At 33.8% G+C, this 25,149-nt stretch carries 22 protein-coding genes; 7 read left to right on the plus strand and 15 right to left on the minus strand.

Annotation, left to right across the window (positions count from 1 at the left end; genetic code table 11):
* The first annotated feature begins 32 nt into the window (after window positions 1–32).
* The 4 genes from QYS49_RS10375 (at window position 33) to creD (ending at window position 3,610) form a co-directional block, all read left to right on the plus strand.
* Window positions 33–1,202: a hypothetical protein gene (locus QYS49_RS10375; protein ID WP_308347163.1), complete on the plus strand. Its 1,170-nt coding sequence runs from the start codon at window positions 33–35 to the stop codon at window positions 1,200–1,202.
* A 76-nt stretch (window positions 1,203–1,278) separates the two neighbouring features.
* Window positions 1,279–1,896 (plus strand): hypothetical protein, encoded by a 618-nt coding sequence (locus QYS49_RS10380; RefSeq protein WP_308347164.1) that lies wholly within the window; start codon window positions 1,279–1,281, stop codon window positions 1,894–1,896.
* On the plus strand, window positions 1,893–2,189 hold the full coding sequence (locus QYS49_RS10385) for a winged helix-turn-helix domain-containing protein (RefSeq protein ID WP_308347165.1): 297 nt from the start codon (window positions 1,893–1,895) through the stop codon (window positions 2,187–2,189). Before QYS49_RS10380 ends, QYS49_RS10385 begins: the two co-directional genes overlap by 4 nt.
* A gap of 53 nt (window positions 2,190–2,242) precedes the next feature.
* Window positions 2,243–3,610, plus strand: coding sequence for a cell envelope integrity protein CreD (gene creD / locus QYS49_RS10390; protein WP_308347166.1), 1,368 nt, complete (start codon window positions 2,243–2,245; stop codon window positions 3,608–3,610).
* 122 nt (window positions 3,611–3,732) lie between these two features.
* Here creD and QYS49_RS10395 read toward each other — a convergent pair whose 3' ends face one another.
* The 9 genes from QYS49_RS10395 to QYS49_RS10435 all read right to left on the minus strand — a co-directional run bounded on the left by QYS49_RS10395 (window position 3,733) and on the right by QYS49_RS10435 (window position 13,970).
* Window positions 3,733–4,578, minus strand: coding sequence for a 1,4-dihydroxy-2-naphthoyl-CoA synthase (locus tag QYS49_RS10395; RefSeq protein ID WP_308347167.1), 846 nt, complete (start codon window positions 4,576–4,578; stop codon window positions 3,733–3,735).
* Window positions 4,579–4,673: 95 nt separating this feature from the next.
* A complete protein-coding gene (gene menD / locus QYS49_RS10400; protein WP_308347168.1) occupies window positions 4,674–6,356 on the minus strand; it encodes a 2-succinyl-5-enolpyruvyl-6-hydroxy-3-cyclohexene-1-carboxylic-acid synthase in 1,683 nt (560 codons plus the stop codon).
* Between the two features lie 14 nt (window positions 6,357–6,370).
* Window positions 6,371–7,192, minus strand: a complete 822-nt coding sequence (locus QYS49_RS10405; protein ID WP_308347169.1) for a DUF3108 domain-containing protein — start codon at window positions 7,190–7,192, stop codon at window positions 6,371–6,373.
* Window positions 7,193–7,227: 35 nt separating this feature from the next.
* The gene (locus QYS49_RS10410) at window positions 7,228–7,938 is read right to left on the minus strand and encodes a DUF7255 family protein (RefSeq protein WP_308347170.1); all 711 of its coding nucleotides are present in this window, start codon (window positions 7,936–7,938) and stop codon (window positions 7,228–7,230) included.
* Window positions 7,939–8,007: 69 nt separating this feature from the next.
* Window positions 8,008–8,424, minus strand: coding sequence for a response regulator (locus QYS49_RS10415; protein ID WP_308347171.1), 417 nt, complete (start codon window positions 8,422–8,424; stop codon window positions 8,008–8,010).
* Window positions 8,421–9,602, minus strand: coding sequence for a PAS domain-containing sensor histidine kinase (locus QYS49_RS10420; protein ID WP_308347172.1), 1,182 nt, complete (start codon window positions 9,600–9,602; stop codon window positions 8,421–8,423). Before QYS49_RS10420 ends, QYS49_RS10415 begins: the two co-directional genes overlap by 4 nt.
* Before the next feature lie 223 nt (window positions 9,603–9,825).
* Window positions 9,826–10,152 (minus strand): DUF7255 family protein, encoded by a 327-nt coding sequence (locus QYS49_RS10425; RefSeq protein WP_308347173.1) that lies wholly within the window; start codon window positions 10,150–10,152, stop codon window positions 9,826–9,828.
* Window positions 10,153–10,359: 207 nt separating this feature from the next.
* Window positions 10,360–11,499, minus strand: a complete 1,140-nt coding sequence (locus tag QYS49_RS10430; protein WP_308347174.1) for a PepSY-associated TM helix domain-containing protein — start codon at window positions 11,497–11,499, stop codon at window positions 10,360–10,362.
* 95 nt (window positions 11,500–11,594) lie between these two features.
* Entirely contained in the window at window positions 11,595–13,970 is a 2,376-nt protein-coding gene (locus QYS49_RS10435) for a TonB-dependent siderophore receptor (protein WP_308347175.1), read from the minus strand.
* A 257-nt stretch (window positions 13,971–14,227) separates the two neighbouring features.
* Here QYS49_RS10435 and QYS49_RS10440 point away from each other — a divergent pair, with 257 nt between their 5' ends.
* Window positions 14,228–14,518, plus strand: a complete 291-nt coding sequence (locus QYS49_RS10440) for a hypothetical protein (protein WP_308347176.1) — start codon at window positions 14,228–14,230, stop codon at window positions 14,516–14,518.
* 72 nt (window positions 14,519–14,590) lie between these two features.
* Window positions 14,591–16,774: a TonB-dependent receptor gene (locus tag QYS49_RS10445; protein WP_308347177.1), complete on the plus strand. Its 2,184-nt coding sequence runs from the start codon at window positions 14,591–14,593 to the stop codon at window positions 16,772–16,774.
* Between the two features lie 119 nt (window positions 16,775–16,893).
* Here QYS49_RS10445 and QYS49_RS10450 read toward each other — a convergent pair whose 3' ends face one another.
* The gene (locus QYS49_RS10450; RefSeq protein ID WP_308347178.1) at window positions 16,894–17,646 is read right to left on the minus strand and encodes a carboxypeptidase-like regulatory domain-containing protein; all 753 of its coding nucleotides are present in this window, start codon (window positions 17,644–17,646) and stop codon (window positions 16,894–16,896) included.
* Between the two features lie 197 nt (window positions 17,647–17,843).
* Here QYS49_RS10450 and QYS49_RS10455 point away from each other — a divergent pair, with 197 nt between their 5' ends.
* Entirely contained in the window at window positions 17,844–19,199 is a 1,356-nt protein-coding gene (locus QYS49_RS10455) for an alanine/glycine:cation symporter family protein (protein ID WP_308347179.1), read from the plus strand.
* 11 nt (window positions 19,200–19,210) lie between these two features.
* Here the strand turns inward: QYS49_RS10455 and QYS49_RS10460 are convergent, their stop codons facing one another.
* The 5 genes from QYS49_RS10460 to QYS49_RS10480 are packed head-to-tail and all read right to left on the minus strand — an operon-like array spanning window position 19,211 to window position 25,095.
* Window positions 19,211–21,226 (minus strand): polysaccharide pyruvyl transferase family protein, encoded by a 2,016-nt coding sequence (locus tag QYS49_RS10460; protein ID WP_308347180.1) that lies wholly within the window; start codon window positions 21,224–21,226, stop codon window positions 19,211–19,213.
* Window positions 21,223–22,383 (minus strand): cytidylyltransferase domain-containing protein, encoded by a 1,161-nt coding sequence (locus QYS49_RS10465; RefSeq protein WP_308347181.1) that lies wholly within the window; start codon window positions 22,381–22,383, stop codon window positions 21,223–21,225. Before QYS49_RS10465 ends, QYS49_RS10460 begins: the two co-directional genes overlap by 4 nt.
* Window positions 22,380–23,267, minus strand: coding sequence for an N-acetylneuraminate synthase family protein (locus tag QYS49_RS10470; RefSeq protein WP_308347182.1), 888 nt, complete (start codon window positions 23,265–23,267; stop codon window positions 22,380–22,382). Before QYS49_RS10470 ends, QYS49_RS10465 begins: the two co-directional genes overlap by 4 nt.
* A gap of 3 nt (window positions 23,268–23,270) precedes the next feature.
* Entirely contained in the window at window positions 23,271–24,170 is a 900-nt protein-coding gene (locus tag QYS49_RS10475) for a hypothetical protein (RefSeq protein WP_308347183.1), read from the minus strand.
* 4 nt (window positions 24,171–24,174) lie between these two features.
* Window positions 24,175–25,095 carry a glycosyltransferase gene (locus QYS49_RS10480; RefSeq protein ID WP_308347184.1) on the minus strand — a complete coding sequence of 307 codons (921 nt, stop codon included), beginning with the start codon at window positions 25,093–25,095 and terminating at the stop codon, window positions 24,175–24,177.
* Window positions 25,096–25,149: the final 54 nt, after the last annotated feature.

Genomic DNA, 25,149 nt, shown 5'->3' on the forward strand with positions numbered 1-25,149 from the left:
TTAACGAATTTTAACGAATAAAATATAGGGGGTTGGCAAATAATCAATCAATAGAATCTTTACATGATGAGTTCATAAAAAAGGTTGAGCAGCGGTTTGGAAAGTTTATGAATGAACAATTCAGGTTTCAAGAGGCAAGTAATTCAGAAGTAGCTAGAGAGTTAAATTATAGTGATGCACAGTTTTCTCGCCTAATACATCTTTCTGCATCTGAAGGTGAATATTTAAGAGCGATTCGCAATATTGATCGAATTCTCAACGAAATAAAACTTGAAAATCAAATTGAAAAGCTGAAGAATAAGGCACAAGGAGATGCAATTGGCAGGTTTTCAATTTTAAAACCCATTCTATTTATAGTTGTAGGCGGTATAATATCTATAATAGGCTATTTTATTATTTATAATCCATCTGGCAGCGATCAGGCAGAAAATGAGGTTCCTAAGGATTATACCTTGAAATGGAGTTTTGAATCTGCTTTTGTTAGTCCTTATACTAAATTAAGCCAATTACCAGAAGATTGTGATTTCCCATGTTATAAATATCAAGGTAAATGGGAATTGAAAAAACCTTATAAATTACCATTTTTTAGAGAACAGAATGGCTTTCATTATTTGGCAACTGAAGTCAATATGTATGCAAGATGTATGACAGAAGAGCAATCAGATGGTACTTTATTAGAAGGTTATGAATATCAAAAACATGAGATTTGGTACGATAAAAGAAAATTACCGATTGATTCATTTGTTAATTTAGATAATAGAAAAAAAATACTTCCTGAATATCAGAGCTTGGACTTTTCAAAGGATGAAAATTTCATAAAAATAGCTTATGTACATACCTTTTTTAAAAATGAGTTTAAAATTAATGAAGATACAATTGAAAGATCAGGGAAGGTTATAGGAAGAGATATAAAATTCATTCCAACCGAATCTCTTTTAAAATATTTGCCTTCAGAAGCTGAAATAGGAGATTTGACGAATCAAATTAACCGTATTGTTTTTAATAGGTTACAAGATTTTTCCAGACCAATTGATTGTGAAACCACCTTTGTTCCAAATCCTGATTTTCATAGAATTAGTGAAGGGGATGAGATTAGCTTTAACTGTACTTTAACAACAGGTAGAGTGCCTTTGAACTATGAAAAGACTTATGTCTTAATAGATCAATATATTGAGAATAGTTGCCAACCTGCGAGTCCTTGATTTTTTGATAATTATTTGCAATAATTCTTGTAATTTAATTATTTTTCAATGTACTTTGAAAAACAAAGTATAAAAGATGGATCAAGAAAAATATCTTCAAGACATAAAGGAAATTAGAGAGATGATGGATCGCTCAGGCCGTTTCATTTCACTTAGCGGAATTTCCGGGGTAGTAGCAGGTATAATTGCTTTAGTCTCTGCCTTTATCGCTTATCATTATATCTATTTGGATTCAGATTTTTATAGTTTTAAGGTAGTGTATTTATCTCCTGAAACCATTCAGGATATATTCCTACTGGCATTGGCTACTTTAGTTTTATCCATTGGCTCTGTAATCATTTTAACACATCAAACTACTAAGAAAAAGGGCCAAAAGCTTTTAAATAAACATGCTAAGCTGGTATTGGTAAATTTAGCAATTCCTTTAATTACAGGGGGTATTTTATGTGTCATTTTTATCATAAATGGTTATATAGGTGTAATTGCGCCTTTAACTTTAGTTTTTTATGGATTAGCATTGGTTAATGCGAGTAAATTCACTTTAGATGACATTAGAAGTCTTGGAATAGCTCAAATTATTTTAGGATTAATTGGACTGTATTTTATCGGTTATGGTTTAATCCTTTGGGCTGCTGGCTTTGGGATTTTGCACATTATTTACGGAATTAGAATGCGTTTGAAATACGGCTCGTGAAGGATATTTTAAATAAACTGGATAAGGCATTTGAAAATAAAGTGCGCTTGGGAATCATGTCTGCTCTTATGGTTAACGAACAAATGGACTTTATCTCTTTAAAAGATTTACTTGGGGTTACGGATGGTAATTTAGCCAGTCACCTTAAAAATCTTGAAAATAGAGAATACATAGGTTATGAAAAGGAATTTGTTGATCGTAAACCTAATACTACCTATAGGGCTACAGAATTAGGTAAAAAAGCTTTTAAAAATCATATAAATGCAATTGAAAAACTATTAAGTAACCGATAAAATTTTTTTAATTATATACTTTGAAATACAAAGTACTCTAAAAATAAATAAAAATGGAAAATCAAAACAACCTATTCGAGAAAATGAGCAATTGGCTGAAAAATTCAGTTATGTTAAAACTATTAACCATTACAATATTGATGTTGCTCTTACTCATACCCTCAGCAATGATTAATGATGTGATTAGGGAAAGACAAAGTCTACAACAAGAGGCAATAGCTGAGGTCAGCAGTAAATGGGCAAACAGTCAGGAGATCAACGGACCGATTTTGACCATCCCACTTTTATATGAACATGAAAAGGAAGGTAAAATGGTAGAAACTGTTGTTTATCATTATCTTTTACCGCAAAATTTGACCATTAACGGTAAGTTAAAGCCACAAAAATTAAATAGAGGAATCTATGATGTGGTGGTTTATGATTCTGATTTGAATGTTAACGGAACATTTAATATGAATATTAGCTTCGATGAAAATCACTTAAAAGAAATTCAGTACGAAAAAGCTTTTCTTACCATAGGCTTTTCAGACTTAAGAGGGATTGGAAATAATATCAATTTTAAATGGGGAGACGAAAGTCTAAAAGTAGAATCAGGTAGCAAAATCGCAGATTTAATTAGCTCAGGAATTACTATTTATCCTAAGAATATTGCTTCAAAAAATGACCTGAATATAGATTTTAATTTTTCAGTGGCTTTACAAGGGAGTCAGGATTTAACCTTTGTTCCGGTAGGAGGGACAACTCAAGTGAATTTGCAATCGGAATGGCCTTCACCGAGTTTTATGGGAAATTTTTTACCTAAAAACAGAGATATTAATGAAACTGGCTTTAATGCGGATTGGAATGTATTAGAATTGAATAGAAACTATCCTCAGAGCTGGTCGGGGAGGAGCATGAAAGATAAGATGGACGCCTCTGCTTTTGGAGTTAATCTACTGAATGAAGTAGATGATTATAAAAAGGCTCAGCGTTCAGCTAAATACTCAGTAATGACCATTGCACTGACCTTTTTGGTTTTCTTTTTGGTGGAAGTCATCAATAAGAAAAGAATTCATCCTTTTCAATATATTTTGGTTGGGCTAGCCTTATGTTTGTTTTACATCTTACTGGTTTCTATTTCAGAACATTCCAACTTTAATTTAGCTTATGCAATTTCCACTTTCGGTATAGTTGGAATGATCTCTTTTTATGCACTATACATTATCAAAGCCCGCAAACTGGTTATCATTCTTATTTTGACTTTGATTGGTATTTATGGATTTGTATATGTCACCCTTCAATTAGCTGACTATTCTCTTTTAATTGGAAGTATCGGATTAGCTGTGATCTTAGGTTTAACTATGTACTTCACTAGAAAGATTGATTGGTATAATTTACAAACAGCAAAACAGAATAAAATGGTTGAGGCTGAGGGGAATTAGTAATTATTTACCAGAGGCAACAGTAAAAATGACTAGCGATATGATAGCCATAGTGGTACAAAAAAGGTCTTGGAACAAATCCAAGACCTTTTAGTTAATTATATCATAATTCTATAATTTTCTTAATTACTCACCCTCTTAAACTTTTCAAAATCAGGTTTTCTTTTCTCTAAAAATGCATTCCTGCCTTCTTTGGCTTCTTCTGTCATATAGGCTAATCTAGTAGCTTCTCCTGCAAATACTTGTTGCCCCACCATACCATCATCAGTAGCATTGAAAGCAAATTTCAACATTCTGATGGATAGTGGTGATTTTCCTAATACTTCTTGAGCCCATTCGAAAGCGGTATCTTCCAGCTCAGCATGTGGAACTACAGCATTGACCATTCCCATGTCAAAAGCTTCCTGAGCAGAATAATTTCTACCTAAGAAGAAGATCTCTCTAGCTCTTTTTTGTCCGACCATTTTAGCTAAATAGGCTGATCCATAACCACCGTCAAAGCTGGTGACATCAGCATCAGTTTGTTTGAAGATCGCGTGTTCTTTACTAGCTAAAGTCATATCGCAAACTACATGCAAACTATGACCACCACCAACAGCCCAGCCTGGCACTACTGCTATCACCACTTTAGGCATGAAGCGAATCAATCTTTGCACTTCTAAGATGTTCAATCGGGCAACTCCATCATCCCCAACATATCCTTGTTCACCCCTGGCTTTTTGATCACCACCGCTGCAGAAGGCATATTTCCCATCTTTTGGTGAAGGTCCTTCGGCTGATAATAAAACCACACCTATGTCATCATCTTCGCGTGCATGCAATAAAGCATCGAAAAGTTCTGCAGTCGTTTTTGGGCGAAATGCATTGCGCACTTCTGGGCGGTTGAAAGCAATTCTAGCTACGTGATTAGCTTTTTTATAGGTAATGTCTGTATATTCTTTTACCGTTGTCCAGTTAATTTCATTCATGTGTATTTATTTAATTTTAAGTTGCCACATGGAATTCGCGATAAATATTCATCAGGCGGTTGGTTTAAATTCGCCCTCGAATATTTATGCTCATTTCATGATATCAATTTATTTTTAAAGTCTTCAAATAGTTGCTGGTTGTTTTTAGCGTCCGTTTTTATTTCCAATACTGCAGATTGCGGATATTTCAGAAATTTCTCCTTAATGGTTTCAAAACTCTCTGAATTATGAGCTGAAAAATGAGCGATGCCAAATTCACTGCATAAACTTTTAGCATCCAGCCTTTGCTCAGTCTCGAAAAATTCCTCTAATTCTGCTTGTTGATTTGGCCCTTTAATCATTCTGAAAATAGAGCCACCCTGATTATTAAGAAGGATAATTTTCAAATTCGAATAAGGATATTTATGCCAGAATGCATTTCTATCGTAGAAGAACGCTACATCACCAGTAATAAGAAAATGATTTTTATTTTTTTCAGTAACGGCATGACCAACAGCCGTACTAGTTGAACCATCAATTCCGCTTGTGCCTCTATTTGCCCAAATTTTTACTCCATCCTGCTTTATCCCTATAAAATTAGCATAGCGTACACTTAAGCTGTTTGCTAAATGTAGATGGCTGTTACTAGGTAATTTTTTTAGTAACTCATTCAATGCAGAGAATTCGCTAAAAGATTGAGTGCTTAGAAACTGATTCGTTTTAGTTTCTGCCTCTCTATTTTTATCCTTCCATAATTTTAAGAATTCAGCGGAAAAATTTGCATTCAAATGCTGTAAAAAGGAAATAGGCTCAGCTTCAATCTGTTTACTTAATGCCTGAAAAGGATCAGAAATAAAAGCATGATGATTACGCACATGCCATTGTGTTTTTATATTCTTTCGCAAAAATAATTTCAGGTTTTTGGAGATTATGCTTTTACCAAAACTGATAATCAAATCAGGAATTTCTTCCGCTTTGGAATGCTTTATCATGGACATGCAAATACTATCAGGTAAATGGATAGCATTCTTGAGTGAATGCCCATTTGAAATAACATCTGCAAAAATCGGTATATTTAGTTGCTGTGAAGTTTGATCAAGAGTACTTAAAAATTCTTCACTGTAATTGTCCTGCCCTAAAACAAAGGCAATTTTTTCTTTCTCTTTTAATGCTGTTTGAAGCTCATTGATTTGATTTTCATTCAGTCTTTTTTCTCCAGCAATATTTTCTATAATCTTAATGTCATGATCATACTGCCAGTTTTCATTCTTTTCAGGATAGAAAGGTTCGCGAAAAGGAATGTTGACATGCACAGGCCCTTTAACTCCCGTTTTACTTTCCAAAACAGCTTCATTGATGATTCTGTAAGTTTGCCATTGTGCATCAGCATGCGATAAATCGACCGCTATATTGAAACTCTTTTTGACATGCTTTCCATAGATATTTTCTTGTCTTATGGTTTGGCCGTCCCACTGATCGATCCATTCAGGTGGACGATCAGCTGTGATCACAACCAAAGGAATTTCTTGAAAATAGGCTTCAGCAATAGCGGGTGCATAATTGAGAGCAGCTGAACCTGAGGTACAAATTATCGCTACTGGCTTCCTGTCTGCTTGAGCGATTCCCATGCTAATGAAAGCAGCTGAACGTTCATCGCTTATGGAATAGCATTGAATTTTGGGATACCGCGCAAATGCTAAAGTCAAGGGAGCATTTCTGCTACCGGGAGAAATAATAGCTTTTTCAATTCCTTGCTGATGGCAAATCTCCGCTATATTATTTATTGTTTGCTGTTCCATATTCAGCCTGCAATTTAGGGATTGACAGGAGTAATTGCACCATATTTTAATCCTTTTGTGCTTTTTAGAAAGGCTTTTACCCATCCAACTTGGATTTTAGCCTGCACCTTTAGAGGTATTTTGTTTTTATCATCAGTTACCCAAACTGTCATGTCTTCGCCACCATCGAATATGGTGCCTTCTACTAATAAAGCACTGAATTTTATGGTGTTATAAACCTTTTCATCAGGCATTTCCAGTTTTTCTTTACCTAGATAGCGAACATAAAGATTATGAACTTTACCATCTACAATCAAATTGAAAGGAATTTTTTCTTCTGAACTATAATTCGTAAAATCTAGATTTCTGGCATAATAAATTGCTGATAGCACATCCCAGATACAATCTTCAAATGGTACATTTTTCTTTATCTTTTCCTTATCATCAGAATTGTAAACTTCGGCTTTTATAGTTTCCTTTTCTTTGTCAAACCAATATTTATTGTTGACTTTATAACTTCCTTCGCTAGTATTTCTATGAAAGTAAAGAGGTTTTAATTGCTCCTGCGTACCAATAGCATCAAAAGTATCACGCACTTTATAAACCCAATCCCATTTGGGCATGGAGCGACCATAGCCTTTGAACCAATATGCATCAAAACCTTCCCATTTGGCATCCTCCACGGAAAACATCACTTCTCCAGCATCTACCCATATTATGCCCCAATTATATTTGACATCATACCATATTTCCTCTCCCGCTTGATAAGCGGTGGATTGCTCAAGACATTGCCCTGATAAAAGTTTAGGGAAGGATAAAAAGAAAATTAAAAAGGAGGAAAACAGGTATTTGTTCATATAATCAATAAACGATTTAAAGGTAGATTGTTAATTTATTTGTCAATTATTTCCTCTTTATTTTTAGCGCCTGGAATTTCATATCCAATTTTACGACTCATCATTTGCTGAATGGATTGCTCTTGCTTCCTTAACTTTAAGGAATTGCCTAATAATTCAATTTTTCCAGCTGACATAAAGCTATCGTAGGGAGTTAATCTGAGAAATTTAATTTTATGCTGATGACAATACAAATCTAAACAGAAATTGGCAATGGCGTGCAATTTCCATCCAGAACTACCATTTCCTCCGAAATAGCCTGGTTCATCTGCTTTGCCTAATAATTTTTCTGAAATAGGATAAGTCCAAATTTCATTGGTTAAACCACCCTTGAAAGCTTCCTTTTCTTTAGAGCGACAATAAGTTCTCCATTTCTGTATATCAAAGTAGGATATGTCTTGATAAAAACTGTTTCGTAAAGTTTTGAGCCTGTAGCGGTTGAAATGATATTCAGGTTCAAAAAAGATATTGAAGTCCGTAGGCTGTAAGTTCAAAAGATGAAATGTAAATGAAAGATTCTTATTCAGGAGAGAATTTAATTCAATTTCCAGTTCTTCTCTTAATTCTAGAAAATTTTCCTCATTGGGATTATAGACTTGATCAAAGTTAATTTGAAGGGAAGTGAAATCGGACCGTAAATCAATTTTTTCCAAATAGCTTTGCAGCGCTTTAATGAAGGCGTTTTGTGTAATTGTTATATTGGGCATTGTACTTCTTTCTTCAATCTTGTTTTTTTATAAAGTCCCTATTATTCAGAACCTGACAAAATTAAATATTCAGATGTGATCTGGGAAATATTCTTTAAGAACTCTTTCTAATTTTTGTTCATCTAAAGGTTTGTTTTCATAATTTTGTATTTCCTGATGATTGTGGGCCTTTTCCTTATCGTCAGGATTAATTGAAGTAGTGAGCATTACTATAATTACTTTCGATTTCTGGTTTTCTTCTAGCTTTTTGTATTCTTCTAAAAATTCCCAACCATCCATCAAGGGCATGTTAATATCAAGGAAAATCAGATCAGGCTGTGGAAATTTTCCATTCCGCTTATTTGTCAGAAACTTGAGTGCCTCCAGGCCATTCTCAACAATTATTATTTCTTCTGCACAGCCTCTTTCCTCAATTATCATTTTATTTAAATAATTCGTAGCTTCATCATCATCTACCAATAATACATAATTTAGTTTTTTCTTCATAGGGTAAATTTTGGCATGCTAACGTGGAAGGTCGACCCATTGTTTAATTCAGATTCTACCCATATGTCTCCATCATGGATCTCCACTATTTTTCTACAATGAGCTAAACCTATACCGGTTCCTTCGAATTCTCTCTGATTATGAAGTCTTCTGTAAAGAGTGAAAATGGAATTGTAATGCTTTTTGTCGATACCTATGCCATTGTCTTTTATTTTAAAGATCCAGACCTTTTTTTCTTCTTGAGCAGAAATTTTGATGCGAGGAGTGCTGTCTTTTTGTTGATATTTGATACCATTCTTAATCAAATTTTGAAAGAGACTTTTCAGCTCCACTTTATACCCTCTTACAACTGGAAGCTTTTCCCATTTGATATCAATCTGCTTTTCTTCAATCAAGACTTTAAGATCTTCAACTATCAATTTCATCAGTTCATTACAGTCCACTTCTTCTTTTACACTATTTTTACCTATCTGGGCATATTTTAATAGGCCCTCGATCAGGGAGCTCATTCTTTTAGATGCCTTGCTTATAAATTCAATGAATTTATGTCCCTTGTCATCTAACTTGTTACTATATTTTTTTTCAAGTAACTGAACATAGCTCGTCACAGTTCTTAATGGCTCTTGCAAATCATGGCTAGCGACAAATGCAAATTGCTCGAGTTCTTCATTTTTTCTTTTCAGTTGTTTTACATTTTTCTCAACCTCTACTACTTGTTTCTTTAAAGCAGAATTATATTGGGCAATCCTTCTTTCATTATTTTTTTTCTCTGTGATATCATTAATGAATACATGAATGACAGGCTGACCCTCTAGAATATATTTGCAAGGAGTTACTTCAGCATCAAAAACAGATCCATCCTTTCTTGTAAATTGCGTCTCTGCATGATGCGCTTCTTCTTCCTCCATTTTTTGTAGTACTTCGCTGGAATGATCAATCTCATCAGGAGTATGAAGGTCAAATACTTTTTTTTGTAAAAATTCATTTTCAGGATATCCAAATTGCTTTACAGCACTCTTATTAACTTCAATGATGTTCATTTCCATATCATGGACAATGACCGGAATGAGAGAGAGGTTAAATATTTGCTTATATATATTTCCACTTTTATCTAGTAGCTGAAATCCATTTTTGTCCGAATTTTCGCCATCGATATGGTTTTTACTTTGGGTGTCCATTGCTATTAATAAGGTAATGCAAAAAATCTTTAATAAGAAAACAGTAAGTAGAAAGTTCAACCTTGTTTGGTCAAGAATACTTCTGATCACTAATGAAACTAGTATTTGCAGCAATTTTTTCTGATTGATTTAAATATACTGGATTTTTGAAAGAAAACAATATTGAATGTGGAAATTTCAATACTATAAGCTACTTCAACCAAGGATTTATCCAGTACATTATTTAGTAGAAATTCTTTTCATTTCTTAAACGCTTGTTAATTATTTTTCTAAGAATGTTGTAAAGCATGTAGTCTTTGATAAGTTCTCCATTTCCGTAGATTAAGAATTGGTCTTTTGAGTAAAAACTATTTCTCAAAGGTTTCAGTCGATACCGACTAAAATGATAATCAGGCTCAAAAAATAAGTGATATTGGCTATGTTGAAAATATAGCAACCAGTATGAAAACTTTAAATCCTTATCAAGGAAGTCATCCCAATGCACTTCCATTTTCTCAGCTAATTCATCGAAATATGAAATTTGTTGATGATACAGTTTTTTTAAAATCAATATTTAGCTCAGTAAAGTCGCTTCTGAGAGCTTTATTTTTCAATATAGTGCTGCAATGAGTTGATGTGCTTTTTTGGATAATTGATGTTGTTCTCAAATGGCAAAAAAATATTAAAAGATATGAAAGGGAACAGGCATAAAGATTATTTTTATGCCTGGCTTATTTCATGACCAGTAAAATAGTTCTACATAATTTTCTTAACCTGTTTAAGCCAGCTGCCTGTTTTCAATTCGTTTTTTCCTCTTCTTTTTAAACTTTCTTCCATACCACAACAAGAAACCTGTTATCGGTAAAGAAGCAACGGTTAAACTAGCTAGAAATGCAATTATTTTTCCTGGGAGCCCCGCAATAGCTCCAATATGCGTGTCGTAATTCATTCGTATTAATTTATCTGGAATATTGGCTTGATCATATTTACCATAATAAGTGCCAGATGGGATCTCTTCAAAAGTGTTTTGATCGAAAAACACGAAGTCAGAATTATAGAATACTCCATTTTCATTAGAAATCTCCACATAAATGGCTGACGAATCTGAATGAGGAAGATGAATTTCATAGTCCATAGCATTTGGATATTCAATTTGTAGTTTTTGTAATAGGTTGTCTATAGATTTAAGCCCATCAGGAGATTCACGTTTGGAACCTTCGGGAATTAGGAAAGTAGCTTCTTTCTCACCGCCCATCGCCCGGTAAACGGCTTTATTTACGATGGGGAAAGCCATTATTAACCCAGTTAGAATGAAAATCAATGCGAATATGCTCACATAGAAACCAAAAATGCTATGGAGATCAAAATTTTTCCTTTTCCACTTAGTTGTGGATTTCCAATCAAATTTGAATCGTTGCTTTTTATTCTTTTTATTTCTTGGCCACCAAAGGTAAATTCCACTCATCACTAACAGTAAAAATAGAACCGTTGACCATTTTACAATTTGAGTTCCGATCGCTTCTGGCAACCATAGATGTATGTGGCCATCCAATACAAAAGCAAAGAAGCCGGTTAAATGGTTTTCAGTTTTAAGAATAGTGCCTTGAGTAGGGTGGATAAATACAGAGCTATAAAAAAGTGGATCTGCTTGGTAAAATATGGCTTCAATGGGCTCTGATGTGTCATCATAGAGAATGCCATGTATTAATTTATTGGGATATACAGAATGTGCAATTGCCTTTGCTTCAGTAATGCTTAGGAACTCATCATTCGAATTTTCAATAATGAGTTCTTCTTGGGTGATGACTTTTATTTCCTCTCTAAAAACCCACAGGCATCCCGTAATGGCAACTATAAATACAACAAGGCCTGATCCTAAGCCTAGAATGAGATGAATTTTATTTGTTATTTTCTTCATTTATTTTCTTTCCATTGTGAAGAAACCAATAGCCCGGGAATAATCCTGGGCTATTGATTTAGAGTTACTGACTACTTTTAAGAGTGTGCAAGAAATCAGAACTTGAAATTTAAACTCAAGGAATAATTCCTTAAGTTTTGGGGTGTTACGGTTGACCAACCTGAATAGTAGCGCTGATCTGTAATATTATTTGCTTTTAAAATGATATCGTATTGAAATGTAGAATAAGATAATGAAGCATTAAATACTTGGTAAGCTGGTAAAACGAAAGTACCAGTAGTGGCTCTATTCAAAGTTAAATGCTCGCTTGCTCCATTACCTCCAAAGCCAACTCCCACTCCTTTAAAAGTACCACTAGGAATGCTATAACTTGCCCAGAAGTTGAATACTTCAGAAGGTCCTGCTTCTTCCGGTCTCAAGCCCAGATATCCAGAAGTCTCATAATCTTTTGTTACTTCGCTGTCATTATTGCTGTATCCAGCAATCAAATTTAAACCAGCAATTGGGTTTGCAGTAAGACTTACTTCATATCCTTGGCTGACTACTTCACCACCCTGGATAGAATTATTGACATTTTCCGGATCAGTCATTAGTCTATTGGCTACCGTAATGTGGTAGTAACTTGCAGTTGCGCTCAATCTGTTATTGAAGAAATTGGATTTAATTCCCCCTTCATACTGATTCGCATTTTCAGGATCAAAACTTTTCAATCGAGGATTAGAGCCATCCGCATCAGCAACTTGCTGAGGAGCTTGATTTACAAATCCATTCATATAATTTCCAAAAACAGAAAGTTTTTCATTAAGAATTTGATATACCAAACCGAATTTTGGAGAAACGGCATATTGTTCTTCTATAGGTTCTGCACTGTAAATAGAAGGTTTGCCCGAGAATCGATCTAGCCTAACACTAGTCATGGCAGATAGGGAAGGAGTGATGTTGATGACATCTGAAATATAAGCGCTCATCACTTCATTGGTGGCTTCATTAATGCCCGCAAAGTTTTCTTCCAAAAATGCGTTTGTTCCTGCTGTTGTTAATACGCCAGTATCCTCTTGCGTTTGAATATTGACCGTACCATTTTGCACATAGCCAGAGCTGTTATCCCTAAGAATTGAATTGTAATAATCTAGACCAATAACGATTCTATTTCTTAAACCTGCTATTTTGAAATCCCCAAGGAAATTTTGCTGGATGTCAGTAGTATTCGTTTCACTATTTCGTTTTGAGATGTATCGGGCAAAATTTTCACCATCCGTTAAATCCCATAGATAATGATAAAAGCCATTTGCCTTTGTATTACTTCTTGAAATAACCGTTTGAGAAGTCCAGTTATCAGAAATCTCATATAACGCTTGCGCTTGCAACCCAAAAGAAGGGTTTTTTATAGTTAAATCATTTGAAGTAAAAGATCTGGTGTAAGCATCTTCAAAGTCACTAATATTGTCGTATGAAAGCTCAGCATTTCTATTTAAAAACAGCATTGGAGCATTAGCGCTTTCTGAAGATAGAAATTCAGTATTTACCAAGAAGGTTAATTTATCAGAAGGCTTAAATTTAAATGATGGTGCTATAAAAAGCGATTCACTAAAACCGGCATCTTGAAAAGAGTTCTGTTTGTTGTAAGCCATATTGACCCTAGCAAAAGATTGATCAGTGATTTTGGAATTCACATCAGCAGCAATTCTGTTTAACCCATTGCTACCCGTTATGTAATTGATTGATCCACCGAAGGATTCATAGGGCTGTTTGGTAGTGATATTGATCATGCCTCCATAAGAAATGACAGGACTGCCAAAAAGTGTCCCTGAAGGACCTTTGATAATATCGATGGATTCTACATTGGCAGGATCAAGTCCGGCATTATTGATGGCTGGCATTCCATTTACTAAAGTAGGTTGCACGGAGAATCCCCTCATCGAATAGAATTCAGCACCATCTCCGCCTCTTCCGGTAGATTCCCATAATCGGGTAACACCAGTTGCATTTTTCAAGGCATCATTCATATTGGTAACTACCTGTTCTTTCAATATGGTTTTTGGAATGGAATTATATACCTGTGGATTTTCGATATCTTTTAAAGGCAATTTTGAAACTATAAAACTACTGTCTTTATGGAATTTATTCTTTTGAGTATAGCTAACGGTAATTTCATCCAGTTGTAGCGCATCATCTTTCAATGTGAAATTGATGTTTAAGTTTTCATTTTCTTTAATTTGAATTTTTCTCTCAGCAGATTGATAGCCTACAAAAGAGCAAATTAATGTATATCTCCCAGGTGAAATATTTGAAATTATATACTGACCATTTTGCTCAGAAACTGCTCCTGTGTTTTTTTCCTTCAAGGCAACATTTACAAATTCTATTGGGCTTCCATCTGTGTTTGTAACAGTCCCTGTGATTTTGCTCTGTTGTGCAAAAGCGGATTGCATGCCGATTAATAAAAGTATCGGGAGTAAATATTTCTTCATTTTTTATATATATTTAGATTGATTAAAAATAACAATGCAAACATATACACTATTTATAATCAATCCAAATAAAAATAATTTATAGGTTTTATAAATTTGATTGATGAAAATGATGAGTCATTACGTTGATTATTTTATAGCTGATTTTAGATTTGGCTCAATAAGCTTTAAGCTTTACGAGAAAATGAGTTATTTTTGTATTTACTACAAAAGGAATAAAATCTACTTTGAAGCGCATTTGTTCATTTATACTCATTATGATTGTTTTATCCAGCTCACTTGCATTTTGTTGTGAGGAGGAAGAGCTTTGTGAAGTTGATGAATTGATTGCTTGTGACAATGAGAAACCCAAGAGCCACCAAGAGGATTTTCCATGTTCACCCTTTTTTGATTGTGGTAATTGTACAGGAAATATTATAATAAATACTCCTCTGATTGCACTTAATGGTCATTTGAAAAAATCAAATGTCTATTCTCCTTTTCTTGAAACCTATCTGAAAAAAGAAGCTCGTTTTAGGCTTTTGAAGCCACCGATGCAGCTATCATAAATAGAATTCAATCTCATTTTACTTCTAGGTAATATGATTCAATTAATATATTTATTATAATCTGTATTCGATATGCTTAATAGAATAATTTTTGCTTGTGCTTTGCTATTGACAATCAATAGCATTGATCTACAAGCTCAATACCAATTTACCGCTTTAGTTTTGGACGAAGAAAGCGAAGAACCATTAATAGGAGCCACTATTCATAACAAAAAATTAGGATTAGGAGCTGTGACCGATACCACTGGAAAAGCTATTATAGATAATATCCCTGAAGGAAAACATCAATTCCAAATTAGCTATGTCGGCTATGAAACATTGTCATTTGAATTGGATTTTCCTTCCAAAGAAGCCTCAGAATTACTAACGTTTAAACTCCATCATAAGCATGGCGAGATGGAAGAGGTTACTATCAGTTCTACTAGATCAAGCAGAACCATTGATAATATCCCTACTCGAGTAGAATTTATTGCTGGTGGGGAACTTACTGAGAAAGGAAATATGAAACCGGGCGATATTAGAATGCTACTAAATGAGAGTACCGGTATTAGAACTCAGCAAACCTCTGCCACCAGCTATAACTCTAGTATTAGAATTCAAGGATTGGATGGGAAATACACACAGTTATTACGTGATGGTTTACCACTTTTTTCTGGTTATTCGGGTAGCTTGAGTTTAATGCAAATAGCACCATTGGATTTAAAGCAAGTTGAGGTTATTAAAGGTTCCAACTCAACATTGTATGGTGGAGGTGCCATTGCTGGGTTAGTGAATTTAATTTCCAAAGACCCTAAAAGTAAACCTGAGTTAAGTATGATGTTTAATGGAACATCAGCCTTAGGATTGGATGTTAGTAGTTTTTATGCCAATAGAAATGAGAAAATAGGAACCACTATTTTTGCTTCCTATAACAAAGGTACTGCCTATGACCCAGCAGGTATAGGTTTAACGGCAATACCGAAATTTGATCGTTTTACGCTTAATCCTAAACTTTTTATTTATCCTAGAGAGGAAACTACAATAGAAATTGGTTTAAATATGGTGAAAGAGGAGCGATTGGGAGGAAACATGGATTTTATTAATGGAGAGGATGTCAACAATCCATATTATGAATTAAATGAAACGGATCGTGTCTCAAGTCAGATTTTAATTGATCATTCTTTTGAAGATAATTTTAAAGCTTCCTTTAAGAATAGTATAAGTTATTTTGATAGAGGAATAGAAATTCCAGATTATAATTTTTCAGGACTTCAGTTTTCTTCATTTAGTGAGTTAAACTTCAACTACGTCATGGAAAATTCCGAATGGATTGGTGGATTAAATTTATGGACTGATAATTTTGATCAAAATCTGGATAGTATGGCATTTAACCATAGTTTTCAGGAATATACAACTGGTATATTTTTGCAAAACACTTATGATTTCTCTGAAAATATTGCAGTCGAGAGTGGTTTAAGATTGGATTATAACAATCAATATGGATTATTTCCTTTGCCAAGATTGTCGCTTATGTACACTCCAACAAACAGTCTTACATTTCGAATGGGAGGTGGTTTAGGGTATAAAACGCCAACAGTATTTTCAGAAGAAGCAGAGACGCTGCAGTTTCAAAGTGTGAGACCACTGAATAGGTCTGAATTATCAGCTGAGCGTTCTTATGGAGCAAATTTTGATATTAATTATAGCTACAGCTTTACAGAAAAGTTATCATTAACATCAAATGCTTTGTTTTTCTATACCCAAATTGAGAATCCATTGAATCTAGTTCAGGTTCAAAATCAATTTGAATTTAACCAATCTGCAGGATTTATTGATTCTAAGGGAATAGAATTAAACTTGAAATGGGGTTATGAAGATTTTAAACTTTTCACAGGCTATACTTTTGCAGATGTGAATGAAACTTTAAATAATTCCACTGAACAGATGCCATTGGTAGCAAAACACCGATTAAACAATGTGTTGATGTACGAAAAGCATGGAAATTTCTGGTTGGGATTAGAAGCATACTATTTCAGTCCACAAAAGCTAAATGATGGCGAAATAGGGCAGTCCTATTGGATTTTTGGTTTAATGTCTGAAAAGAGATTTAGCGAAATGTTTTCTGTGTTTCTAAACTTTGAGAATTTTACAGATACTAGACAAACTGCTTTTGACACTGTGTATAGAGGGAATATAGAAAATCCACAGTTTAGAGATATTTACGCTCCTGTTGATGGTTTTGTGATTAATGGAGGGATTAAATTGAATTTGCTATAAGTTGAGTAGGGAGTATTCTGATCTTTGATTAGTTTAGAATGCTCTCTCAACTTGAATGCACATTCTAGGCTTTACGGTAGCTTAGCTTTTCTAGATATAGTTGATCTTTAAAATTACAATTATTTAAAAGGTTTCGTAAACCAGTTCCAAACCCGCTTGTGCAAGGGAGGTTTTTCATAAATATAAAACACACTAAGCTCACTTTCATCTGGTGAGAGCATGACATTTAATTCTTGCCTTTTATTCTGAATCCTTACGTTTTTTGATGCATATCCAATAAACTTAAAGGTAACTGTTACTGAATCTTGGTATGCAATTTCTTGTGGGATCTCGATAGAATAATTACCATCATTATCAGTAGAAGTCATAGTACTTGTACCCTTAATTATAACATTGATACCAGGAATACCAAGTGTGTCTTCTCCCAAAACCTTGACTTGTCCTGTTACAATGGATGAGTCCTGTTTTACATGCTTTTTATTTCTGCTAAAAGTTCTGTTTAAATTGTCAGATTTGTATTTATACAGGGATTCAATTTTCTCCTTTGGAGCTATTATATTAGCTGCAGTTTCAGGAGTTATTAATATTGAAATCAGGCCGAGAATGGAAGATTTAAATAGACTTTTCTTTTTCGGTCTTTTATCAAAACTTATGGATGAACGTAGTTGTTTCTTTGAATATAAGCCACAAACATTTCCTTCACTAATTGCATGTATGTGAGCAATTTCAGTTTTATTTTTATTTCTGAAATCGTGAATAACATTTGAGCAATTTGTACACAACTTTCCTTGAGGATGATTGGGCATTTCATTCCAGTACTGATTACAAGCTTTTAATTTAGATAAGTTAAGATTTTGATTATTTTCAATCATTGTAGGAAAGCCTTTTTCCTAAACTACTACATTTTTAACAAATTTTAAAGTATTTACCAAAATGGATATTTATACTATGAATTGATCAGTATTTTGAAATTGGGGAAAGGCTACTTTAGTCGTTAATATTTAATCTACAATTCTATCCCAAATACTCATTTCTTTATTACTTTAGCGATCCATATATTCTAAAATAGATGTCTTTAAAAGAAATATTAGTAAGTTTTGGTAATGCAATGTGGGGTACGCCTCTTTTATTATTGTTAATGGGAGGAGGTCTCTTTTTCCTTTTGTATTCGCGTTTTCTTCCTTTTCGCTATTTAAAACATGCGATTCAAATTCTCAGAGGGAAATATGATAAAGATCAAAGCGAAGGAGATATAAACCATTACCAAGCACTTTCTACGGCATTAGCAGCAACTGTTGGGATGGGAAATATCAGTGGTGTGGCTGTAGCTATAACCATGGGAGGTCCTGGTGCTATATTTTGGATGTGGGTGAGTGCGTTTGTAGGAATGGCTACTAAATTTTTCACTTGTACTTTAGCTGTTATGTACAGAGGGAAAGATTCACTGGGACACTTACAGGGTGGTCCAATGTATGTGATTCGTGAAGGATTGGGTAAAAAATGGCAGCCATTGGCTATTTTATTTTGTGTGGCAGGTATGTTTGGAACCATTCCAAGTTTCCAGTCCAATCAATTAACAGCTGCAATCGGAGAGGGGCTGTTATTACCTATGGGAATTGAACTCACATTTGCTATAAAATTAACCATTGGATTCATTTTAGCTATTATAGTGGCTATGGTGATTTTGGGTGGAATTAAAAGAATAGGAACTGTAGCTGGAAGAATGGTTCCAATGATGGTTGGGATTTATGTAGTAGCTGTAATTGCTATATTGGTTTTGAATTATGAATTAGTACCCCAATATTTAAAACTGATTTTTGTAGATGCTTTTACTGCCAATTCAGTATTAGGTGGAGCTGTAGGAGCCATAGTGGTGGCAGGAGCAAGAAGAGCTGCTTTTTCTAATGAAGCAGGAATCGGGACAGCACCCATGGCACATGGAGCAGCTAAAACCAATGAACCTGTTCGTGAAGGTTTGGTCGCCATGATGGGGCCTGCTATTGATACTATTATCGTTTGTACCATGACGGCTTTAGCTATCTTAATTACTGGAATTTGGCAAGATCATACGGAAGGCATAAGTGGAGTAACCTTAACTATCAAGGCTTTTGATGATTCCCTTTGGGGAGGTAGGTATTTATTGGTTTTAGCTTTATTTATATTTGCTATAACTTCTCTTTTTAGCTATTCCTATTACGGAGGAAAATGCTTTTCCTATTTGTTTGGAGCCCAGCATGTCCGGTGGTACCAGTATTTTTACATCGGAATGGTAATCTGGGGTTCTGTGGCTTCTCTGGGCGCTGTAATCGGTTTGATTGATGGAATGTACGCCTTGATGGCATTCCCTACTATGATTTCGGCATTTATACTGGCACCTAAAGTGATGAAAGCAGCAAAGGTTTATTTTGCTAAGGATGATTTGTGATCTGATTAAATTTACTTTTTCAGTATCTGTTCTATATTGGTTTGTGTGATTGAATAGAAATTAAGTTGTTTTTGATAAAAGAGATCTGAATAGTAGTCCTCTTTTTTTACTAATAAATCAACAGAATTTATGATTCTATCTTTTATACTTGAAAAATCTACTTTAAGATCAACCGATAATTCAGGTGTTCCGAGGTCATCCATGAAAAACTTCATTTTGTTATGGGTAGAAAGTGTAATGATTTTACAATTTAAACCAAATGGTATCATTTGAGCATGGCCTCTCATACCCATCACGATCTCCATTTCATTATAAAATTGATACACTTCATTAGGAGTCATAAACTGAAGTACATGCGATTGGTAAGAGACTTTATGCTTATCTAATAAAATCCGGAATTTATTATCTTCTTGCAAATGGCCTGTAAGTTGAATTTTATAGCCCATTTTTTCTAACTTCTTTAAGGCAAGTGCAACTTGATCCAACACTTCATAAATATTTGCACCAAACCTTTTTTCATATCTATCGAAAGCCATATTTATTGCAATATTTTTCGATTTCTTTTTATTAGGAAGCTTTGGGTTAAGTTGCCTGATAATAGTGGTGGTACAGGGCTGAAACACTATTTTATCTTTTAAATCAACATCTATTAAATTTTTAACAGCTTCAATGCTACCTGAATTTCGAAGTCCTATAAATTTAGCTTTCCTAACAATGGCATTTAAATTATTGATAAATAAGTCATTTGGTTTTTGTCCTGGGAAATAATTATAACCGACTGCAAATAAGGAGATTGGGACTGAAATCTTTTCAAGTAAATCAAGGCTAATAGGCCATTGCCAACCACTTTTATCATTTTTATTGGTATCAGGTAGAAATAAGCCACCACCTCCAATGATTATATGTTCAGTTCTATTATAATGTTCAATGCTTTTTTCAGTAACATCTTCTGTTACTTTGTTTAATTGCCATTGAATAGATTCTTTTTGATTAAAAGTATCTCTTACAGTTTTAGATAGAACAGTATCTCCGGCATTTTCCCAGCCTCTAAAGTAGGTTAAATGCTGAAATAACTTTTTCCCACCCTTATTCTTTTCTTTTCTTACGTAATTTAATTCTTTTAAAGCATACTTTCCAAAATAGCTAGCTTTTTGAATATAATCGTTTTTTTCTGTAAACAGTCGAAATCCAAACTCTTTTAGGTCTATATTTTTCTTAACTTTTAAGGAAGGGGTGATTTTAATTAAATTTTTAACTAATGCTGCTTTTCTTTTATACTTATTAAAGGCAGTTTTATTGAATTCGGATTTCTCATTTTTAGCTACTACAAAAAGGGCAGCACCATAATACCCAATTTTTTCCACTTTGAAATATTGTGAAAATAATTGATAAACACTGGCTGCATTAAAATATTGTAAGTGTGGTTCCCAATAAGTTCTTTTTAAATCGCCCCAGGAAAAAATTTCCATTGATGGAAATTCATGTAAAATGGTGGCTCCTTCATTCGCTACATTTTTCAGTCGTTTCAAAAAATCATGCGGATCGGGCACATGTTCAATTACATGGAATGAACAAATGAAATCAAACTTTTGAGAAGTTTGATAGTCTTCCAGCATGACTCCATGTTGAGAGAATCCATATTGATGTTGGGAAAAATCTGCAAAAGTTTTATCTGGTTCCACCCCTTCAACCTCGGCTCCATTTAATTTCAAAATATGTAAAAATGAACCAATTGAGCTGCCAATCTCAAGAGCTGAATTCATTGTTTCAGGAAAGTACTCTTTGTAGAAATCAAATCTTTTGAGGGCTCTTTTATCAAGCTCCTTGATTTTCATTGCAGAAGGTATGGCGCTATCTCTAAATTTTTCAGAAAATTCACCACTCGTATATATATCAGTTTCTTTTTCAGGAATCTGCTCGATGTGATTACATACTTTACATTTCTTAAAGGAAAGTGAAAAATCATCTCTGGTAATATGCTTGAAAACCTTGATGTTTTTGCTTCCGCAAATGCTACAAGTACTCATATGAATTGCTTTAAAATATGTTCATCCACGAATTCACGGAATGCACCGTTTCCGCCAGATTTTTGGAGTTTAATTATATTAGGAATAGCCTTTATCTTTGAGACGGAATTTGCAGGACATGCTGCTAATCCTACTGCTTTTAATACTTCCTCATCATTGATGTCATCACCAATGTAGGCTATTTCCTCTGCTTTAATATCTGTTTCTTGAATAATTGATTGTAATTGAGAAATTTTATCTTTTATACCATGGAATTGAAAGTCTACTTTAAGTTTCTGAGCTCTTTTTCTATTCAAGGAAACATCTTCGGCTGTCATGATACCTGTTTTTATTCCATTGTTTCTAAGAAGTTCAAAACCCTTTCCATCATAAGTAGAAAATTTCTTTAGTTCATCTCCATTTTCAGAATAATACATTCCTGCATCGGTAAGCACCCCATCTACATCTGACAAAACCAGCTTAATAGGGCTTTTATCCTTTTGAGATATATTGCCATATTTCAAGATAAGCTCTTCAGCAATTTGCCAATCCCAGGGTTCATCCAATTCCAATTGGGTATATTCAGGCATTTCATAAATACCTATTTTACCTGAAAGTCGATTTTTATTTTTAATTATGTTCCCAACAGAATTGATATAAAAAGCACCATTTTCAATTAAATTTCCTTCAAAATCCTGCCTTCTCGGACGATTTGTGTAATCATAATTAATAGGCTGTCCATTTTCATCCCAAAAAAATCTTTTTATTCTCGCGCAAGTCAGTAAGGAGTCGAAATCACCTTTTTCATATAATTTCAGGGCCTCATCAAAATTTGTTGAACTAGTAAAAGGAGAAGTGGCCTGTACCAGAATAAATATGTCATTATTTTTAAGCGTGGCTTCCTTAATATACTCCAACATTACACTTTCAGTAGAAGATTGATCAGCTGCATTTTCTTTTTTTCTACTATAAACATTTACTTTAGAAAATTCGAAAGAGTTCACTACGGATTCAATTTCTTCACTATCTGTAGCAATTACCACTTCATCTACTAATAAGCTTTCCTGCAATGCCTTCGTTACGTAATAAACAAGGGGTTTACCATTAAGTAATTTAATGTTTTTTAAAGGAATTGATTTGCTTCCTCCTCTTACCGGTATAAAAGCTATTTTTTTCAATTCCTAAATTTTAATTTATTGCGTTGAACTTCTTCTATTGGTAGAATCTCAGTTGGTTTATAGGTCAATGATTTATATGCAGCATGTAAATCTCTCACTAATTTTTTCATTCCTGTAGGTTCAAGTGAAGCCGCATGATCTGTCCCTTTCCAGGTTCTATCTTTTGTAAAATGTCTTTCAATCCACATACCCCCTAAAGTATAGGCTGCAATATCAACTGCAATACCTAAATGATGTCCTGAAAATCCTATTTCAGCAACTCTATCCCCAAATGTTTCATAAATTCTATTGATTTCCAGCATGCATATATCCTCAAAAGGAACAGGATAACCTGAGGTGCAATCATAAATGACTAATCGGTTTTTTGCCTGATCAGTTTCTTCAAAGAAAGACACTATTTCTTCTTCCTCTTTATGATTTGTCATCCCAAAGGATATGTGCACTTGACCTTTGTATTCATCCCTTAATACTTTTAATAAATCAAAATAATTATTACATGCTGAAGGTACCTTAATGTAATCTGGCTTTAAGGAAATAATTTCTTTTGCTGATGTAACATCCCAAACTGAAGTAGCATACCCGACACCAATTTTCTCACAGTATTTTTTCAGTTCAGCATGCTGCTCAACGGAAAACTCTAAATATTCTCTATGGGCACCATAAGTTTCGCCATAAGAATTGGCTGGATTAGGGTGTGGTGCTTCATATTGATCTTTAGATAATAATTCTTTATTGTTTCTTTTTTGAAATTTGGCGTAATCAGCTTTGCATTCTTTAGCCAAATCAATCAATTCTTTTGCAATTTCAAAGTTGCCTTTATGATTGCAGCCTATTTCCGCAACAGTTTTAGGCGCTTTATATTTAAAATTAAATCCTTTGTTCATTTCTTATATTTTTTTCAAATAATTTTCAATGTTTCTTCTCTCAAAAGCATCAATAAATGAGTCTTCCGTTCCATTATAAATCTTCACATTCATGCTATTTGCATATTCCTTGATAATAAAATAGCCATAAAAGGCTAAAGTAAATTTACTTAATACCTCATAAAGATTTCTGCTTCCTTTTCCTCTCTTATCTAAAGGCTTTGCTTTTGATGTATCTTTATCATAAAAATGTTTTTGATTTAGTAGCACTTCATTATTTTGAGTTACTGTTAAATCTCTTAGCCAAGTATGTCCAACCCCTAACAATAAAATATCCTTTACATTTGGCTGAAGGCACAAACTTAAACAAGGAATCATAACATTATGGGGCCTTGGCATTCCTATTTGATTTCTATAGCAAAGATAATTAAAGCTTTTTATACCTTCCACTGCATTATTGTTGTAATATTTAATTTTTATATGTGGATTTCCCTTAAGGTGATTTTGCCACCTCTTGTATTTCCTTGCTTCAAATGGTATAAATAAAAAAAAATCCCATTCCGTTTTTTCAGCAATATTCTTAAATAATTTATTGCTGTTATCAACAAATTCTTGATCAATATCATCTAGCCATAAATTAGGAGCACCTGTAACATAAAAATTAGGTTTTATAATTTCAAATTGATCAGTAGAAGGGAAGTGGTTAACACAAATCACTTCTGTTTGATTTGGTATTTTGTCTATTTCTTTGAGCTCATGAACTAATGACGGGCCATTACCCAATACAATGAAATGTTTTTTAGTAGTGAAATCATTAATTTTTGCACCTTTTTTTCTTACTAAAATTATAATTTTAAGAATAGAGAAAGCAGTGAGAAATATATTTTCAATGGCAATTTGGATTGACGTTTTAAAAATATTCATATGGTTAAACTATTCTTTTTTTTAGCATTCCTTTTAGAACCCAAAATCTAAATTTAATCAACACCGAAGCGGCAGAAAACCTACCTTTGAACAAATATATAAAGAACAAGAGTATTGTAGCAGAAATTTTAATTAACTCACTAAGTATTTTATTAATCCATTTGGTTGTCCCAGCTCTTTTTAGTCTTTTTATTTCACTACTACCAACACCTATTCCCAAACCTTTTATGTATTCCATTGTCAATCTTTTTTCCGGTATGATATGATCAACTTTTACATTTGGTACATAATGAATTATTTCTTTATGTTTTTTGAGCCTTAAGAACAGTTCCTTTTCTTCTCCTCCTTCTAGTACATCTCCTCGTCTACCCAAATCGGTATTGAAAAGGCCATACTTTTTAAAAACGGTTGATCGGAAGGCCATATTGGCTCCGATAGGAAATTTGGTACCTTTAAATTTTTTAGGTGAGTTTCCCATATCTAAAGCAGCAACTAAAGTTAAAAGATATTTTGACATCCATTTTGGTTCCTCTGCTTCATAAACCGGTGAAATTTTACCTCCGATAGCGCTCACGTCCTGATTTTCATCAAAATAGGATTTTATTTCCTTGATGAAATTATATTCTACAAAGGCATCATCATCAATAAAACTTAATACTTCTCCTTTTGCCTCTTTAATGCCCCTGTTTCGGCCAAAAGTTAACCCTTGATTCATTTCGCAAAAGTAATGAGCATTCAAATCAGGATTACTATTTATAAATTCATGAGCAATTGTTGCCGTATTATCAGTACTGTTATTATCTATAATTAAGACCTCATAATCTGCTTTTTCAGCCGACTGCTCAGCTAAATGGTTCAAACATTCTGGTAAATATTCTTGTCGATTATAGGTGCAAACTATTACGGATGTCAAGTTTGTTTTCATCTGATTAAATTTTGCCTCGAATTATTTTCTTTGGTAGAAAATTTAATCCTTGCT

This window comes from Marivirga salinae (assembly GCF_030503855.1).
Taxonomy (GTDB): Bacteria; Bacteroidota; Bacteroidia; order Cytophagales; family Cyclobacteriaceae; genus Marivirga; species Marivirga salinarum.

Bases quoted from the DNA above. Each gene is read 5' to 3' on its own strand.
- QYS49_RS10420 (WP_308347172.1), bottom strand. From the start codon at position 9,602: ATGGACACCCAAAGTAAAAACCATATCGATGGCGAAAATTCGGACAAA.
- QYS49_RS10440 (WP_308347176.1), top strand. From the start codon at position 14,228: ATGATTGTTTTATCCAGCTCACTTGCATTTTGTTGTGAGGAGGAAGAG.
- QYS49_RS10430 (WP_308347174.1), bottom strand. From the start codon at position 11,499: ATGAAGAAAATAACAAATAAAATTCATCTCATTCTAGGCTTAGGATCA.
- QYS49_RS10415 (WP_308347171.1), bottom strand. From the start codon at position 8,424: ATGAAGAAAAAACTAAATTATGTATTATTGGTAGATGATGATGAAGCT.
- menD (WP_308347168.1), bottom strand. From the start codon at position 6,356: ATGGAACAGCAAACAATAAATAATATAGCGGAGATTTGCCATCAGCAA.
- QYS49_RS10475 (WP_308347183.1), bottom strand. From the start codon at position 24,170: ATGAATATTTTTAAAACGTCAATCCAAATTGCCATTGAAAATATATTT.
- QYS49_RS10405 (WP_308347169.1), bottom strand. From the start codon at position 7,192: ATGAACAAATACCTGTTTTCCTCCTTTTTAATTTTCTTTTTATCCTTC.
- QYS49_RS10410 (WP_308347170.1), bottom strand. From the start codon at position 7,938: ATGCCCAATATAACAATTACACAAAACGCCTTCATTAAAGCGCTGCAA.
- QYS49_RS10455 (WP_308347179.1), top strand. From the start codon at position 17,844: ATGTCTTTAAAAGAAATATTAGTAAGTTTTGGTAATGCAATGTGGGGT.
- QYS49_RS10480 (WP_308347184.1), bottom strand. From the start codon at position 25,095: ATGAAAACAAACTTGACATCCGTAATAGTTTGCACCTATAATCGACAA.
- QYS49_RS10450 (WP_308347178.1), bottom strand. From the start codon at position 17,646: ATGATTGAAAATAATCAAAATCTTAACTTATCTAAATTAAAAGCTTGT.
- QYS49_RS10445 (WP_308347177.1), top strand. From the start codon at position 14,591: ATGCTTAATAGAATAATTTTTGCTTGTGCTTTGCTATTGACAATCAAT.
- QYS49_RS10435 (WP_308347175.1), bottom strand. From the start codon at position 13,970: ATGAAGAAATATTTACTCCCGATACTTTTATTAATCGGCATGCAATCC.
- creD (WP_308347166.1), top strand. From the start codon at position 2,243: ATGGAAAATCAAAACAACCTATTCGAGAAAATGAGCAATTGGCTGAAA.
- QYS49_RS10395 (WP_308347167.1), bottom strand. From the start codon at position 4,578: ATGAATGAAATTAACTGGACAACGGTAAAAGAATATACAGACATTACC.
- QYS49_RS10460 (WP_308347180.1), bottom strand. From the start codon at position 21,226: ATGAGTACTTGTAGCATTTGCGGAAGCAAAAACATCAAGGTTTTCAAG.
- QYS49_RS10380 (WP_308347164.1), top strand. From the start codon at position 1,279: ATGGATCAAGAAAAATATCTTCAAGACATAAAGGAAATTAGAGAGATG.
- QYS49_RS10470 (WP_308347182.1), bottom strand. From the start codon at position 23,267: ATGAACAAAGGATTTAATTTTAAATATAAAGCGCCTAAAACTGTTGCG.